At 40.5% G+C, this 17663-nt stretch carries 14 protein-coding genes; 2 read left to right on the top strand and 12 right to left on the bottom strand.

The window, feature by feature from the left end:
- Positions 1-66: 66 nt before the first annotated feature.
- From ACH3PA_RS00145 to ACH3PA_RS00110, 8 genes are all read right to left on the bottom strand, one after another.
- Complete coding sequence (locus tag ACH3PA_RS00145; RefSeq protein WP_416441708.1) at positions 67-783, bottom strand: ZIP family metal transporter; 717 nt, start codon at positions 781-783, stop codon at positions 67-69.
- A gap of 112 nt (positions 784-895) precedes the next feature.
- On the bottom strand, positions 896-1324 hold the full coding sequence (locus ACH3PA_RS00140; RefSeq protein WP_416441710.1) for a Fur family transcriptional regulator: 429 nt from the start codon (positions 1322-1324) through the stop codon (positions 896-898).
- A gap of 9 nt (positions 1325-1333) precedes the next feature.
- Positions 1334-1750, bottom strand: a complete 417-nt coding sequence (locus tag ACH3PA_RS00135) for a Fur family transcriptional regulator (RefSeq protein ID WP_416441712.1) — start codon at positions 1748-1750, stop codon at positions 1334-1336.
- 12 nt (positions 1751-1762) lie between these two features.
- Complete coding sequence (locus tag ACH3PA_RS00130) at positions 1763-2101, bottom strand: P-II family nitrogen regulator (RefSeq protein WP_416441714.1); 339 nt, start codon at positions 2099-2101, stop codon at positions 1763-1765.
- 115 nt (positions 2102-2216) lie between these two features.
- Entirely contained in the window at positions 2217-3449 is a 1233-nt protein-coding gene (locus ACH3PA_RS00125; RefSeq protein ID WP_416441716.1) for an efflux RND transporter periplasmic adaptor subunit, read from the bottom strand.
- Between the two features lie 11 nt (positions 3450-3460).
- Entirely contained in the window at positions 3461-7924 is a 4464-nt protein-coding gene (locus tag ACH3PA_RS00120; protein ID WP_416441718.1) for a CusA/CzcA family heavy metal efflux RND transporter, read from the bottom strand.
- Between the two features lie 98 nt (positions 7925-8022).
- Complete coding sequence (locus tag ACH3PA_RS00115) at positions 8023-8340, bottom strand: DUF6660 family protein (RefSeq protein WP_416441720.1); 318 nt, start codon at positions 8338-8340, stop codon at positions 8023-8025.
- A gap of 76 nt (positions 8341-8416) precedes the next feature.
- Positions 8417-8788, bottom strand: a complete 372-nt coding sequence (locus ACH3PA_RS00110; RefSeq protein ID WP_416441722.1) for a YkvA family protein — start codon at positions 8786-8788, stop codon at positions 8417-8419.
- Between the two features lie 433 nt (positions 8789-9221).
- Between ACH3PA_RS00110 and ACH3PA_RS00105 the strand changes: the two genes are divergently transcribed.
- A complete protein-coding gene (locus ACH3PA_RS00105; protein WP_416441724.1) occupies positions 9222-9791 on the top strand; it encodes a phage integrase SAM-like domain and Arm DNA-binding domain-containing protein in 570 nt (189 codons plus the stop codon).
- A gap of 100 nt (positions 9792-9891) precedes the next feature.
- Entirely contained in the window at positions 9892-12249 is a 2358-nt protein-coding gene (locus ACH3PA_RS00100; protein WP_416441726.1) for an ATP-binding protein, read from the top strand.
- Between the two features lie 531 nt (positions 12250-12780).
- On the opposite strand, the gene ACH3PA_RS00095 is transcribed toward ACH3PA_RS00100, so the two are convergent.
- The 4 genes from ACH3PA_RS00095 to ACH3PA_RS00080 all read right to left on the bottom strand — a co-directional run bounded on the left by ACH3PA_RS00095 (position 12781) and on the right by ACH3PA_RS00080 (position 17465).
- Positions 12781-14118, bottom strand: a complete 1338-nt coding sequence (locus ACH3PA_RS00095; protein WP_416441728.1) for a DUF1593 domain-containing protein — start codon at positions 14116-14118, stop codon at positions 12781-12783.
- Positions 14119-14517: 399 nt separating this feature from the next.
- Positions 14518-15909, bottom strand: a complete 1392-nt coding sequence (locus ACH3PA_RS00090; RefSeq protein WP_416441730.1) for a serine hydrolase domain-containing protein — start codon at positions 15907-15909, stop codon at positions 14518-14520.
- A gap of 117 nt (positions 15910-16026) precedes the next feature.
- Positions 16027-16860, bottom strand: a complete 834-nt coding sequence (locus ACH3PA_RS00085) for a helix-turn-helix domain-containing protein (protein WP_416441732.1) — start codon at positions 16858-16860, stop codon at positions 16027-16029.
- 29 nt (positions 16861-16889) lie between these two features.
- Complete coding sequence (locus ACH3PA_RS00080; protein ID WP_416441734.1) at positions 16890-17465, bottom strand: hypothetical protein; 576 nt, start codon at positions 17463-17465, stop codon at positions 16890-16892.
- Positions 17466-17663 lie beyond the last annotated feature (198 nt).

Raw genomic sequence — 17663 nt, 5'->3', positions numbered from 1 at the left:
CGTTTTAAAACCAGATTTATATTAGCTACTTCATATTCATTAGGGAGGCCTTCGTGAGGTATTTCATCAACCTCCCGGAAGTAGCATAAACAACAAGAAGCCTCCGAAGAAAGCAGCGGTCAACCAAATGGTTTGCCTACCTTCGTGCGCTTCTACCAACAATTCTTCTGTAACTAGATACAATAAGGCCGCCAATCCAAAGGCCAAAATTATTTCCAGAAAACCTGCCGAAACTCCCGCCAATAGGGCAGCACTCAATAGCGTGCTTCCAAAAACCAGAATAGATAGCCCAAGTATGGTAACTATTGTTTTTTTGCTGTTGATATTAGCGTTTCCCAAAGTGATTGAGGTGGCCATTCCCAATGAAAGCAATTCCACAGAAATTGCCACCGCTAAAAAAATCCCGGTCTCTTGATTGGCCACAAAGCCAATGCCCATAAGCACCCCGTCGATCAACAAGTCAATTGCGATTATCAGTACAAAAGCTGTGGGAAACCCGGTTTTGTTCTTTTGCCCTTTTTTGGGTTCTAAAAAGTACCGTATCCCCAGCATTAAAAGTACACCTGCCCCAAAACCGATGGCAATTTCCGGTACGTCGTGCTTCTTCATAATTTCTGGAAGAATTTCAACTGAAACAACCGAGAAAATCACTCCGGCGGCAAAATGCAGGATAGCACTCCGCACCTGGGCGTTTGGCTTTTTTAAAATGGAAACGATTCCACCCACCAATAGCGCAATTGGGGCAATAGCACCATAAATCAAAATGTTTGAATAATTTTCCACCGGTTTCTTGTTTATACCTGATTAATTTCTAACAAAATATTCTTTTCGTTTTTCAAATTTATAATGTGTATCATCCTACTTGTTTTTTTGATCTGATTCACCGATCCTATCTTTAAAGGCTTCCGCTTTTTTTACATTTTGTACATACGCCTTTTAAAACCAAATTCACATCGTTTATTCCGTACTTATCAGGCAAGCTATCTGGGTTTACTTTATCGGGCAAACAGAATGTGTTGCCACAATGGGTACAATGAAAATGTAGGTGCAAATCCAAACCTTCTTCATTGGAGACCGCATATTTGGCGATTGCTGTTCCCACATCTATTTGATGTACTACGCCCTTCTCTTGAAATAGTTTTAGGGTTCTATAAATTGTTGTTCTATCCGCAGTTTTATTGTTATCACTTTTTTTGATAAAAGCCGTTTCTATTTCTTTCAGGGTTACGGCATAAAACTTTCTATTGAGGTATTTATAAATAGCTAACCTCATTTCCGTGGGCCTAATCCCTTTACTTTTGAGTATTTTTTCGGCTTTGTTCATCGTTGAAAATTAAACGGCACTACATTTTTCGCATATGCCTTTAACAACCAAATTGACATTTTCGGCCATATATCCTTCCGGCAGGTTAATGTGGGGTATTTTATGATCGGTCAAACAAATCGTCTCATCACAGTTGGTACAATGAAAATGAATATGCAGATCCTGATCTACTTCACAATTGCACCCGCTTTCACAGAGGGCATATTTGGGTATGCCGGTGCCATCGTCTATTTGATGCACAATTCCGTTGGTTTCAAAGGTTTTAATGGTACGGGACAATGTGGCACGATCAGCTTTTACAAAAGCGTTCACAATCTCGGTCAGCGTTACGGCCCTTTCCATTTTATCCATAAACCTGTATATCAAGATGCGCATCGCCGTGGGACGTACCTTATGACTACTTAGAAGTTTTTCAATGTCGCTCATCTTAGATGGGTTTTATTTCTGGGGTTGCTTTATCGATTTTCCCGTTTTGATTTGAAAGGCGTCCTCTACATTACTCAGATAGATAATCCCGTCACCAGGGGTCGGCGTTTTCCCGTTTTCTAAGATAATATCAATGGCACTTTTCGCTTCTTCGTTTTGGCACACCAGTTCCAGTTTGACCACCGGGCTATCGGTAATATGAAAATCCAAAGATGGGGAAGCTCCTTTAGCCTTGAATTTGCCCGTACCTTCGCCCTGGGATAGGGTCATACTTTTAAATCCGGCATCACTTAATGCCTCAATTGTTTTTTGTACCCTGTTGGGCTTTATAAATGCTTTTATTTCTTTCATTTTTTTAAATTTTATCGGTTATACTATCAAATGTATTAAAAAACCGGACTTACCAAACTCTTTACTAACCACTTGACAAACAGTATTTGGCAAGCCCGGCTATAAAATATCAAATTTAATCGTCGTGACCTGTTTCGCCTTTCTTCATTTCCGAGATCAGGTAATAGGCCTTGTTCCAAACTACCATTTGCCCTTTTTCCAGCGGCTGTAGCAATTTGATCTCCATCCAGCCATCATCTGCCTGACCGGTTACGACTTTTAAAGGGCTCAACGTCCATTCTTCCTCGCCACCTTCGTTCATTTTTTTGGCTGTAAAAATGTATGGCTCGCCATCCTCGGTAATGATCGCCTCTTCGGGGAGCGCGGTCACCTTGTTTTCGGAAGCGGCTATCTTACCCGTAAGGTACATCCCCGGAAACAGATTGCCTTGTTTGTTCTCGATTTCGGCGTGTACGTGAACCGCTTTGGGGTTCTGTTCGAATGTTTTCCCTACTGAATAAATTTTTGCACTCAGATCGGATTCGGGAAGGGATTCGATATTAAATTCCACCGTCTGTCCCTCTTTAACCTTGCTGACGTCCTTTTCATATACCATAAGGTCGGCGTGGATATGTTCGGTATTCACGATCTCGAACATTTCGGTCTGTTGTTGTACAAACTGCCCTACCTTGATATTCACTTTTTCCACATAACCGTTGATTGGGCTTACCACGGGAACTTGGCTATATACATTCCCGTTCCTAATGCGGTCCAGACTAACCCCAAATAAGCGTAATTGGGATTCCAGTCCCTTGACCATCCCCTTCATACTGTTGTATTCCGATTCGGTTTCCTGAAATTTTCTTCCGGAAGCCACTTCGGCATCGTACAAGCGTTTTTGACGGTCATATTCCTTATTTAAAAAGTTCATCCGGTTATAGGCATTGGAATAATCGGTCTGCAATTTGATAAGATCGGGATGGCTCAAATATCCCAGAATGCTCCCTTTGCTTACCTTATCGCCCTCGATGACCTTTATGCTCGTCACGTTGGCCCCAATAATGGCGGTAACGGCAGCTTCATTTTGCGGGGGCACTTCCAGTTGGCCATTCGCCTCCACAAGTCCTGTCAGGCTTTTGGTGGGCAGGCTGTCCACCTTCAATCCCATCGCTTCAAACTTTTGTTGGGACAGGTGCAGTTTTTTACCTTCCAAGCCTGCGCTTTCTTCCTGATGCTCGCCACCATTTTCGGCAGAAGCTGTTTCGTTGTGGTCTTCTTGCCCGCTTTCAGCGGTTTTTTCCTGTTTACAGGAACTTAAACTGAATAGGATCAGGGCTGCGTAAAAAATCGATTTTATATTGAAATTCATAGTTTCTGTCTTTATTGTTTAGCGGAATTGAGGAAAAATTCCAGTTCGTATTTTGATCTCAGATAATTGTTAAGTGCGTCCCAGGACTTGCTCTGGATGCCTATGGCGTCGCGTACCGTTTGCAGAAAGGTGGTATAATCGATACCCCCCTCTTTATAGGCAAAAACCGCCCCGTCCCGTTGCTCTTTGGCAAGCGGAAGGGCTTCCTGTTCATAATACTGCCAAGACTCCAGCCATTTTAGATAGTCCTGTTGCAGGTCCTGATATTTTGAATTGACCTGAAGCTGTTTTTCCTTAAAATTCTGCTCCGCAATCTGGGTTTGTATTTTGGCCGATTGCACCTGCCCCAGTTCAGGGCCGAAAAAGAGCGGAATGGAAATCCCAACCTGAAAGTTGAAAAATCCGTTCTGTCCCGCAATTTTCTGCCGCCCATATTGTGCGTTGAACTTTGGGAAAAACGCTTTGGTGCTGAGATTACGCTCGGCATCGGCCACCTCGATCTGCCGCTCATAATATTGCAGCATCGGGTGGCTCACAATCGAATCCTTGCGCTGTAGTATGGGCGTGTCCATTTCATCTACACCTGCATCCGCAACGGTATAGGGCGTATCGCTTACCAGCCAAAGGTTCAGTCTCTGCAGGTTGCCCAGATAATCCCGATATACCTGCATTTTCTGAAGGCTTACCTGCCGGGCCTGATTGGTGGCGGCCAAATATTCCAGCTTCGAGGAAGCCTCGGTCTCATAACGGATACGCGCCGCCCGTTCAAAATCGCTAAAAATGGAATCGAGTTCCACATACAATTGGTACTTCCGTTTGGAAGTGTAGGCATCACCCCAGGCCTTGCTCACTTCCCGTTCCACTTGAAGGGAGGTTAGATCGAGTGCCGTTTCACTTAGGGCAATTTTCTCATTTTGCACCCTATTTTTGGCACCGATACTGAACACATCGATATTCTGCTGCTGGACGCCAATGGTTTGATAGATACCTTCATCGCTTGTACCATTGTCCGGCAGTTCTTCGCCACCGGTAAAAATTTGGGTGGTCCCAAGATCCCAGGCGGTTTTTTTCAGGGCCTCCTGGTTCTCGACTTCCAGTTGGGCCGCTTTCAATTTGGGATAGTTCGCTTGGGCCCTTTCTACTGCGTCCTGTAAAGAAATTGGGGTAAACCCTTGTTCAACTTTCAGGCTGTCCTGTCGGGGCGCATTTTGCTGGGGGCTATCCAGCGTTTGCGCACTTGCACTTGCCGGGATGGCCATTGATCCAAGACCCAATAAAACGGCGATCAGGGCAGGGTTTATGGCAACTTTACCCGATTTTCCGTTGTTGTTTTTTCCCGTTTTTTCCACAAAACTGTACAAAATGGGCACAACGATCAGCGTAAGCAAGGTTGCGGTTATCAATCCGCCAATGACCACCGTGGCCAAAGGCCGCTGTACCGAAGCACCCGCCCCGTGGGAAAGTGCCATCGGGAAAAAGCCCATTATCGCGGCCAAAGCCGTCAATAAAATGGGACGGATCCGTTCCTGTGTCCCTATTAAAATACGTTCCTGTATGTCCATAACCCCTTCTTCTTTTAATGAATTCAACCTACTGATGAGCACCAGCCCGTTCAGTACCGCTACCCCGAAGAGTACGATAAAACCAACTCCCGCGGAGATACTAAAGGGCATCCCACGTATGGCAAGCGCGAAAATCCCCCCAATTGCTGCTAGAGGCACGGCCATATAGATCATAATGGATTGTGAGAAAGAGCCCAGCGCAAAATAGAGCAATAGGAAAATAAGTGCCAGGGCGATGGGCACTACGATCATTAAACGGTCTTTCGCCCGTTGCAGGTTTTCAAAAGCACCGCCGTATTCAATATGGTAGCCGGGCGGCAGGTCTAATTGCTCATCCATTTTTGTCTGGATATCGTGCACCATTGATTCTACATCCCGGCCCCGTACGTTCACCCCTACGTAAATCCTTCGGGAGGTATTGTCCCGGGAAATCTGCATCGGGCCTGGCCGGTAACTGATATCGGCCACCTCTTTTATGGGGATCTGGTTTCCGCCGGGCAGGTCGATCAAGAGGTTTTTTAGATTATCGATGCTTTGGCGATGTTCCTCATCCAAACGCACCACCATATCAAAGCGCTTTTCGCCCTCAAAGATGACCCCTGCGGAACTTCCCGCAAAAGCGGTACTTACATATTGGTTGAGTTTTTGGATATTCAAACCATATTGGGCTACTTTTCTTCGGTTAAAACGAACCGTCATCTGCGGCAGTCCCGAGGTGGCCTCCAGGTTTACATCACCCGCACCGGGAACCGTTTTGATGATATTGGCCATTTGTGCGGCCTTTTCAGTTAAAACATCCAGATCTTCACCGTATAATTTGATGGCCACATCTTCCCGAACACCCGTAAGCAGTTCGTTGAAACGCAGTTCCACGGGCTGACTAAAAACGAAGTTGACCCCGGGAACGACCGATAATTTTTCTTTGATTTTTTCTATCAATTCCTCTTTTGTTTCCGCCGAAGTCCAATTATCCTTGTTCTTGTCCAAAATAATGTAGGTGTCCGCAATATCCATCGGCATCGGGTCGGTGGGGATATCAGCGACCCCAATTTTAGCTATCATTGTTTCCACTTCGGGGAAGTTGTCAAGAATAATATTTTCAATTTTCTTTGAGGTTTCAATCGATTCACTTAATGCACTTCCGGGCCTAAAAAGCGCCTGCATCGCGATATCCCCTTCATCGATGCTCGGTATAAATTCCCCGCCCATTCTGCTGAAGGTAAATCCGGCACCTCCCAACAATAGGACCGCAACCACTAAAATTATAATGCGGTGGTTCAAGGATTTTAGGATAACAGGCCGATAACCGTTGTTGATTCGCGTCATCATCCCGTTACTGAAGCCCGAGATTTTATCTTCCACTTTATGGAACCAGTTTTTCTTTTTAGTGGCCGGCTTCATCGTAAGCGATGTGATCATCGGAACATACGTAAGGCAAAGGATAATCGCGCCGAGCACGGCAAAGCCAAAAGTAAAGGCCATAGGGCGGAACATCTTGCCTTCGACCCCGGTCAGGAATAAAATGGGGGTAAATACGATTAGGATAATGATCTGCCCAAAAAAGGCTGAATTCATTACGGTACTACTTGCGTCATAGACCACTTCGTCCATTTGTGGCTGGTCAAATTTCTGTTTCCCGGCCTTGATCCGTTTTTCAATCTCGTGTACCGTTCCCTCTACAATGATCACGGCACCATCGACAATGATACCGAAGTCGATCGCCCCGAGGGACATCAGGTTGGCCCAGACCCCAAAAGCTTTCATCAAAATAAAGGCGAACAAGAGCGAGAGAGGTATTAGCGAAGCGGTAACCAAGCCTCCACGGAAACTTCCCAATAAAAAGACTAGTACAAAAATGACGATCAAAGCGCCTTCCACAAGATTTTTTTCAATAGTTGCCGTAGTCCTTCCTATGAGTTCACTTCGATCTAAAAAGGGAACGATCTTGAGTCCTTCCGGTAGCGATTTTTGCACTTCTTTTATTCGTTGTTTAACGGTGTTTACCACTGCATTTGGATTATCGCCCCGTAGCATTAAAATCACCCCGCCAACGGCTTCGTGGCCATCCTGGGTAAAGGCACCGTAGCGCACCTGGCTCCCAAAATGTACTTTTTCGGCAACGTCTTTCACTAAAATGGGCAGGCCATTTTCGTTTTTGATCACGATCTGGCGGATGTCGTCCAGCGAACGTGCCAAACCTTCCCCACGGATGAAATTGGCCATTTTGTTCTTTTCGATGTAAGCGCCCCCGGTATTCACATTGTTTTCCTGTAGGGCATCAAAGACTTCTGTCATTGTTACATCCATCGCGTTCAATTTGGCGGGATCGATAGCTATTTCATATTGCTTGATCTTTCCGCCAAAGGCATTGACTTCCACAACACCTTCCGTTAGGGCCAATTGGCGTTTTACGATCCAGTCCTGTATGGTCCGCAACTCGGTAGGGGAATATTTGTCCTCGTAGCCTTCTTTGGCTTTAAGGGTATATTGATAGATTTCCCCCAGTCCGGTAGTGATCGGCCCCATTCCGGGGCTACCGAACTGTTCGGGGATCTCGGATTTGACTTCGTTGAGTTTTTCAGAGACCAGTTGGCGGGGCAGATAGGTACCCATATCGTCCTTAAATACAATGGTCACCACCGAAAGTCCAAAACGGGAGACAGAGCGTATTTCATTAACGCCCGGTAGGTTGGCCATCGCCAACTCTACGGGATAGGTTACAAATTGCTCGATGTCTTCGGTGGCCAAGTTGGGCGATTGTGTGATAACCTGTACCTGGTTATTGGTAATATCGGGCTGTGCGCCCAGGTTAATGGTGGACATTGAATAGACGCCCACTCCCACGAGTGCGAGTACCATCAGTCCCACGATAAGCTTGTTCCGAATGGAAAAAGCGATGATTTTATTGATCATAAAAGTTAAGGATTTAATTCAGTTTTTGGAATGTAAAAGAGTGGCCAAAAGAATCTTGACCTGTCGAAAAAGGATATAGCTATCCTATAAAAACTGAATTAAACTCTTGGAGGATCTAAAAGGGACGAAATAGGTTCTTCGCCCAAACTATCAAAATGAAGGAAAACCTTAGAAGATATTTCTGAATTAATTAGCTTAAAATTCGCTGAAGAAAATTCAACCGTATGCACGTGACAGCAATGGCAGGTACAGAAAGGGGGGCAAGTATCTGAAAGGCTATGGTTATGATCCAAATTTGAAGCAGCAACTACCTCAGTTTGAGAATTATCGGAAACCACATCCGCACTAACATCAGTACAAGGCAACGCGTTGAGCGTTAAAATGTACAGACCAAATATGAATGTTAATAATTTCACGTTGCAAAGATAACAAAATTGTGATGCACAGGGTGTGCAAAGGTCAGTGGACAGTTTTTTTGTTACATCAGCTATTTCAAAAATTGAAATAATTGTGAGATATCCAAAAAACAATGAGCGACCAAAAAAGTATGATAATTCCCCCGATTAACCAGCTTTTTCTTTTGTTCCAGTTATAATCCTTTGCCTTTCTAAGACACTCCGCTTTTACAGCTTCGGGAATAAGACTTATGGCGAAATAAATGCCGATGGGCAATAGGATAAGATCGTCCAGATACCCGATTACCGGGATAAAATCGGGTATTAAATCTATGGGGCTCAATGCGTAGGCGATAATCAAAAAAATCATCGCATTTGCATACCAGGGTGTTCGTTTATCCCTGGATGCCAAGTGCAGCATAACTAGTTGCTGCTTTAGTTTTTTTGCCCAGGCTTTTAGTTTTTTCATAATTATACCAGAGGTATTCAGATGCTAAGAGATTAGCATACACAAAAATAGACAGCAAATAAAATTTGAAGGTATTTATTGTTTTTTAGTTTAAGATATTCATATATCTTTGTTTCCACGAATAAAATCGAGGCAAAGGTTACCTATTCGGTTACCTCGTTTTATTGAAATAACATAAGTGTCTGGTTATTAAAATATTGTCTAGTGGCAAGTTAGTTCTGCCACCCCGACGAATCACTTTAAGGTGATGTTTAAACCCTGTAGATTATAAGATCTGCAGGGTTTTTTGTTTTTAGGGAAATTAATAGAATTTGATATAATATCATATAATATGTTTCCGATTCGGTGACCTCTAAAAAAAGGGCCTGATATCGCCCAAACGCTGATTTGACTTTCGTTTTCACGCATTGTGTTAATTTGAAAACGAAGAATTATGAAAAATCCGGTGACCTTTGGGATTACTATTTTTCCAAAATCCAACAAGGCTAAAAGTGGTAAGGCACCTCTTTATGCCAGGATCACTTTAAATAGTGAGCGTATTGAACTCAGTCTGCAACGCAGGATTACCTTAGCCTTATGGGATGAACGTAAGAGTCGCCTACGGGGAAGTAGTGCGGAAAGTATTCAGGTCAACAAATCGACAGGATTTATCAAGTCTATGAGTCCTTCCGCCAATTGCAGGATGAAAACAAGTGCAATAAAGGGAAGGTATTTGAGGGTTGATGATAACTCTCAAAAGCTTTCAGATATTCCTGACTACCATACATTGAATATGCAAGCGGTATTAAAGCCAGGAACGATGAAGAACTATCGCACTACTGAAAACTACCTCTATGAATTCTTAGGTATTCAGATGAAATTAACTGATATCTATCTAAAACAGATCAATTATGGGTTTATTCTGGATTTTGAACATTTTCTGCGAACCTACAAATCTAAATCCCACCGGCCTTCTCCGACAAATAACGGAGTGATGAAACATCTGGAACGCTTTAAAAACTAATAATACACGCTCGCAGGAAGTAAAAAATTTAATTCTTTTATGTTTTTATTACTATTTTAGATTTTTCTTACAACTTTAGAAAGCATCATATGCTAGTCTCATGAAAAAAAAACTAAATTTAACAGATACATTTGATGTTTCAGAACAGCTTTTACTTTCTGAAAGTGAATTTGATAGCTCTTCGCTACTAGTAATTTTGACGCATCTTTATACTCGGGAAGTTTATTTTATAAATAATATCATTAATTATTTATGTGGTGTTGAACCTGATTCTTTTCGCACACATGAATTTAATTTACTTAAAGAATGCATGCATCCTCAGGATTATCCAAAATATCAGGATCATCTTGATACATGCGGTTTACTCGATCCCTATGAGGAAAAATCGATCATACTGCGGCTAAAAACCAAGAAAGAAGGCTGGCGCAAATTTCTTTTTACAAACCGCTTATACCAGTGGGAGCCTGAAGATGCAGGTGGACAGCTTATTCTCACGACAGCTCTGATGTTACCCGCCAATGATGACGCGATTAATAAGTGGAATGAAGATGGAGAAGAGCTGAATTTGCAGCAAAATGCTTATCACGAGTTGTTACATGCTATGGATGAGGCCTTTTGTATTATCGAAATGATCTTTAATTCACAAGGCAAACCTATTGATTATCTATTTCTGAAAACAAATCCTGCTTTTGAAAAACAGATAAATCTGAAGAAAGTAACCGGCCGTACCATGCGTGAAATAATTCCGGATCATGAAGAGCATTGGTTTACCACGTATGGCAGAGTCGCAAAAACGGGGAAGTCTATACGCTTTCAGCACATGGCAGAAAAGATAGAAAGCAGCTGGCTTGATCTGTATGCTTTTAAGATTGAAACTTCATATAGCGGCCGTGTTGCCGTACTCTTTCGTAACATTACAGAACGCAAAACAGCCGAAGAAAAACTGCTGAAGGCAAAAAGGAAACTGGAGCAAAAGGCAAAAGAAGATCAGAAAGAAATACAGGAAAACTCAGAATTGCTGCAAACCGTTTTTGATACCACAAATCTGGCTGTTGCTGTACTAAAAGCGGTATATGATGGTAAAGGAGAGGTTGTAGATTTTAAATTCATCCGTATCAATAAAGTTCTCCAGGCGTATTATACGAATAAGGATCCACTGGGGAAAAATTATATGGAAATCTCTGAAAATAGTGAGAAAAATTCCATTTTTGAAGCGCTGCGTACTGTTGCTAAAACAGGAAATTCTATAGACAAAGAGATCTGTTTTACACAAAATGAAAATACCATTTGGTTTAGGCTTACTATAAAGCCGCAGAACGGACTTCTCATAGCTGCAATAGAAGATATTACAGAACGTAAACTGAAAGCACAGGAGCTGGAAGATACCATACGCTTCAAACAACAACTGGTACGCACTTCACCCGAAACTATTGTAATCATAAACCTAAATACCAATACGGTAAAATATATCAATAAAGATATTATACCAGAAGCAGGAATAACACGCGAGAGAGTGGTAGGTATGCCGGTGCTGGAGATCATTCCTTATATACATCCCAGAGATCGGGAAAAGATACTTGATCTGCATAAAAAACTAATCAAAGCTTCAGAAGATGATATATTTGATATAGATCTGCGTTTAAAATTAAAAGAAAACACATGGGAGTGGCATAGCGTTCGAGGAAAAATCTTTCATCGCAGGGATGAGCAATGGGTTGATGAATACGTGCTGCTTGTACGTAATATAAATAAGCAGAAAGAAACTCAAAAAGCATTGCTCAAGGCAGAAAAACTATCCATACAGGGTGATGTAGCGCTTACTCTTGCTCATGAGTTGCGTAATCCGCTGGCGAGTATTGGTATGGCGACAGAGGTTTTAGAAAAGAAACTGGAAAATAATGGCTTAGAAAATGTTGAAAAGTACCTTCAGATTCTTGCCCGTAGCACCAAAACACTAAATACCCTGGTAAACAATCTGCTTCATTCGTCTAATTATGCACCCGCTGTTTTAAAGGAAACTAATCTGGCTAAGATCATTGATCAAACTCTGGAGAAAGCCAGAGACCGTATCTATCTTTCAGGCATCAGGGTTATCAAAAACTACACAGGACCTTATACTATTCTTGCCGATAAGAATAAGTTGCAGATCGCCCTGCTTAATATTATAGTAAACGCCAGTGAAGCTACCGTACCTGATGAAGGTACCATTAACGTTAGTGTGGTAGAGAAAGAAGATGAATTTATTCTTAATATTAGTGATAATGGTTATGGCATGACACCTGAGCAGATAGACCGTCTGTTTGAAGCCTTTTACACAAGTAAAGCAGAGGGAGTGGGGATAGGATTGAGTTCGGTAAAAACTATTCTTGAAGAGCATGATGCAAAGGTAAAAGTGAGCAGCAAACCAAATGTAGGAACCACCTTTAGTCTCTCTTTTCATAATGCCAACTTAAAATAGACATTCACCCATTTAATTGATAATGGAATTTATTATTCTTATCAAGAGCAATGGTTTAGAACTATTAAGTAACCGGATTTCTTGAGAAGATTATATAAAAATAACTAATAATGCTACAACGTAGCTGTTCTCTTCTAATGCTAAAGTTTGATACCATTATGAGATATGTATATTGAATCAATTTAATTTCTGCTAAAAAGAAGCTGATTTTGACCTGAAATCTCCTGTTTTTGAACTGGTTTAAGCCGTTTTTTCCAATCGAAAAATCCGCCTGCAAGTATCAAAAATCGGGTCCGCTAGATCAAAATTCAGCTTTGTTTAAAATATACAGGAACGGTGTAAAATTTTGTCAAATATTGCTCAAAATGTTTGCGTTAGAATTTGGAAACGATTGGACGTAACAGTTAACTCAAGTGTGCAGATAAATCGGTAACGGTGTCCGCTAATACAGCACCTTGATAAGTTGAAGATAATTGCACCTTTGTCAGATTCGCATTTATGTGATAATCGTTATTATGTGCTGGCATTTAGCTATTCTTCTTTGTCCACAGTTATTACAATTCGCTTGTACCCAGTCAAGGCGGGAATACCCTTGTCGGTTATTTCTAATATAAGATGTATTGTCTTGCCTGAGGCATCAGAAGGTATGAGTACGTTGCATTCAGATGAAGAACTCTTTTCTATCCTTATTTCGCCTTTGTATGTACTTGGTTCATCATAAATGAACCATTTATAATCCAATTGATTGCCATCAGGATCCCTGGATTCAGAGGCATCAAATCTCAAGAAATTTCCAGCTTTAGCTTTTTTATATATACATTTTAAAGAACTATCACCATCTACAATGGCTAACGGATGATGGTTTACTGCTGAATATTCTTTAGTAGTAGTCCACAACATACGAGCTGCAAAATCATTAAGAATATGTTGTTTCCATTTGTTAATGGCTTCAATACCTTCTTTTGAACTGCCGTACATGTAATAAGGGTCATATTGGGTTTCATCTTTGCCACTCTTAACAATTAAATCCATGCCGCGTATTCCACTTGCTTTCTTTGTGGAGAATCTCCCACCCCAGCCACCATAGTCAATGTGTTCCGGTACATTTAAACCGTTGACATACACATAAAGAAAAGCAGGAGTGTCGCCTTCTGTTGCCCAAACTCTATTAGGATAATGGCTACCTAAAGGTATGCGGTTCTGCACGTTGTTCTTGATCCAATCGTCAGATGGCGCCCAACCATAGATTTTTTTGTTGCGGATATATAAAATGTCAGGAAAATTTTTCGCAATCCAAGCACCGGCATCATCTTGCCCAAGCACGTCATAGAGTCGTATTTTATTGATAAAGGCACTTACTGCTTTTTTACTTCGCGTATTCTTCACTTTCCAGAGGGCTTGTGCCACAGTATTCATACCGCCCCATCCGGCAATCCATACCGGGCGATTGTCTCCTTTCTTGTCTACTGCCGAAATAATAAGTTCTGACCCTGGCGAGTCTTTGCCTACTCCTACACCAGACATATTGGATTTTGCCTGCCCTTGCTTGGTGATTGACCTCAAATAGTCTGCCTCCGGATAACCTTCCGCATGCTTTTTCAAGCGAGGCAAGACATCTTGATACCAGTTTATGACCTCAATTATCTTACTTGTCTTGTCAGGGTCGTCCATCCAAACTTGCGTGCTTACCAGCCCTTCAATGTCTATTGCATTGGAACTGACCAAAAGATGAATCATGGACTGGGTATCATCGGGGTCTGTACCACCAAGATCAGTAGTGATAATGAGCCTTTGTTTGTCGCTCTTATTAACTTGCGCAGAACAGTATCCTATGCACAAAAAAAATGTAGAAAGAAGTATATATTTCATTTACTTTTTTTATTCCCTGTTGCAGTATCCTGTTCCGCTTGCGCACAAGGTTCCTAGTATATGAGTTGATTCGTGTTAAACATGTACAATTAAAAGTACAAAACTCTGCAAGAAAACCTGATGGAGGTTTTCCAAATAAGTTCTGAACTAGCAATGGCGATATTTTTGAACTGGAAGTTGTGATAGTAGGCAATGTTCCGATGGTTATGATGGCTATGGAAAGTGCCGGAATATGAAGGGAATCCATTTGATTTACAATAAATCTTTCCAATGAATCTAAGGGAATTTTGTTCCTTCAATGGTTGTGATACTTTTTTCTTGGGCATATAGAAAAAAACATGAAAAAATTATGTTAACGGCTATAGCCAAATTTAGAGTGGAGAAATTTTCTGTACTTAGTTATTCTTTGACCCACATCAATTGTCCAAAATTCAAAATGGCAATATGCGATTGTTCGTTTGCCATAAATTGATATTCTATTTTATATGAATCATTACCCTGAGCTTGAAATCTATTGTTTCCTACCATGGTTAAAGGTAAATCCTGTAGCGCCCCGTTTAAGTACGTGGAATAAAGCTTGCCCTCTTTCAAATAGATTTTGAGGCTATCATATCCGCCCTTTAGGCTGTAGGTCCCAACATAGCTGCTTAATTCCGTGACGGGTTTTTCTGTATATTGAGGTACAATGAGCCTACTTATGTAATCATTGATTTGGCCGAAATCAAAGTTGGTGGTATTGGTAAGAATCACCCAGCCAATTTGCAGTTCGGGGTTGAACGTTATCTGACTTCTGAAACCTAACATAGAACCTTCGTGTAATAAAAATGGGTAGGAACGTTTCCACCCAATACCAAAATTTTGCATCATCCTTTTGTATCTGCTATCCAAAATGTGATCGTAGGCTTTGTCATCAAACTGGAAACTGATGAATTTAATCAAATCCGTAGCTGTAGAGTACATTCCTCCGGCGTACAGAATGGCATTTGGTTGATAGATGGGTGTTTTAACAAAATCTTGTTTGGTGTTGTCAAAATAATAGCCTTTGGCCAGACGATTATTTTCCATAGTGCTTGTGCCCACCCCGGTATTGTTCATCATTAAAGGCTCGCAAATATTTGACAGGATGTAGTTTTTATAATCCGTTCTTGAGGCGCGCTCTAAACTAATCCCAAGCAATGAATAGCCCAGATTGGAATAGTGACGGTCGCCAGCTCTCAGAAGTTGATAGGGTGGGTATTCCGTTTGTAAGTACTTTAGAGATTTGAGTACCTCTTCTTTTGTGGCAGATATTATGGTATCGTAATCTTGTTTTGCTAACATCCAGTGGTCGATTTGTTTTGTAAATTCGATATCGGCAGGAGAATTTCGTGGGAGACCCGAGGTGTGTGTTGCTAATTGTAATAAGGTTGTCCCACTTTTTTTTGAAGATGGAATTTCGCCTGAATATTCAGATATGTACTCTTTTATATCGTCATCTAATTCTACGTTTCCATTTTGTACCAGTTGCATGTACATGGTGGCGGTAAACATCTTTGTAATGGAGAGTATTGGATATTTTGAGTCTATTGTGGCAGGTATTTGATTTTCCATATCCTCATAGCCAAGGGCCTCACTAAAAATAATGTCGTTCTTGTGTACAATGGCTACTACAATGCTTGGTGAATGGTATCTGCCTTTAAATCCCTCAACTCCCAATTTTAATTGTGAAACGATAGAATCAGAAAGTTGTGCTACTGTAAAAAGAGGCAAAAATAGAAAGATGATTGCGATGGAAAATGATTTGAATGTCATGTTGATAGATTTGATTGATGAGTATGCAAACCTATGGTATTGGGATGCGCCACATGGTGACAGAAATGTGCCATTTTTATGACATTTGCTTTAAAATCATCTAGTTCCTCACTCAGATTAGAGAAGGTTGGGAGAAAAAGAGATTATGTCTTTTGATTGGTTCAACCTGGCCGCCGTACTCAATGTAATTACAAGAAGCAGAGAAAGAAATAATAAATAGACCCAGATAAATATAGGTACATCCATTATCTCACTTGTGCCAAAAACAAGTTGGACGAAAAGTGGAATAAAAACAATTAATACTAAAGTAAATGCAGACCAGATAATTTGGAAGCTAATAATTTTTAATGCCGCTTCTTTGTCAATTTCACCAAACAAGAACTTTCTAAACGAAAAATATAGAATGGCAGGAACAATTAAATTGGAAAATGGAATAAATAAGGCAAGCAGCGAACTAAAATTAATGTATTTGAGTTGTTTTGTTGAAGTTAGGGACTTGTCATCAATCTGTGTATGTGTGTTTTTAAAACTATCTAAGGGAATGTCCAAGGCTTTGCAAAGTGATTTTATTACAAAGGGACTGCCGTTAGTATCATTATTCTCTAATCTTTGGATGGTTCTAATAGACACTCCCGAGCGGGCAGATAGTTCCTGCTGGGATAGATGCCTAGTCAATCTGTGCTCTTTTATTGTTTTTTTTACCACCATTTTATTAGTTATTAAAGATATGAAAATCTTTACTTTTTTGGCTAGTGGGTGAATGATAGTATTATGTGATGGGCTATTTGTCAGATTAAAATCTCGAATCGAAAGGATGTCGTATTTATTGAGTAAATGTTGCAGAATTTTTATATGTAAGGGTAGTTGTGGAGATAATTGCCATTTTTTAGATGTTTTCCTCCGATTTTTGCTATTAAACAGCGGTTTTTGGAATTGTCTCTTAACCACCATTTCTGTTATGCATTGTTAGCAACTGGCTTTTATTCCATTTGATATTTCCAATATAAGTTAGAGTAAATTAGATAAGTGATTATTAATCTTTGTGTTTCACTTTGAAAATCTACTTTATTAATTAATTCAGTCAATATTTTCTTGTCTGGATAGGAATTTAGTTGAACCTTGTCCTTTGTTTTTAAAATAAAGTCATAGTGATTTTGGTTTTTGAATGAACTTATAGCACAATCATAAAATAACTCTTCAAAAAACAATGAAGTCATTAAATTGTTCTCTATGAAATAATTGTCAGAGTTAAATTTTGAAAATTCTTCTTTTAGAAAGTCAGTTTGGTCAATTTGTGATATTAAAGATAAATAACCTTTTTTACTAAAGTCAGAAAGTGATTTTCTGTTTTTTAAATATTCCTCAAATTTTTTAATTGAATCGAATACATTAACCGATTTTGCAATTTCTGATTCCGATGTGTTTATAGGGTAAAATATCCCTCTTTCAAATGTTTTAGTGTTAATGCAATTTTGGTATTCCGATTCAGATTCGGTTTTGATACTTTCACACGATAGCATTATAAGCGTAATAAATATTGATACTATATATTTCAATTTCTATGCGTGATTTTTTAGCTTGTTGCTAACGGTTTCGTATAACCGAAGTGGTGGAGTTAAATTACCGATTTTTCGGAGTTTTTACTTGATTTTAGCTAGTAAACAGCGGTTTTTATAATTGTCTCTTAGCCACCATTTCTGTTATACATTTTAAGTTTGAATTATCTAACTTATAGGTATAATCAGAAAGAACCA

Origin of the sequence: Leeuwenhoekiella sp. A2, from assembly GCF_047946655.1 — a bacterium.
Classification (GTDB): Bacteria; Bacteroidota; Bacteroidia; order Flavobacteriales; family Flavobacteriaceae; genus Leeuwenhoekiella.
Note: the sequence above shows the minus strand (reverse complement) of the source record. Positions and strands in the feature narration are given on the sequence as shown.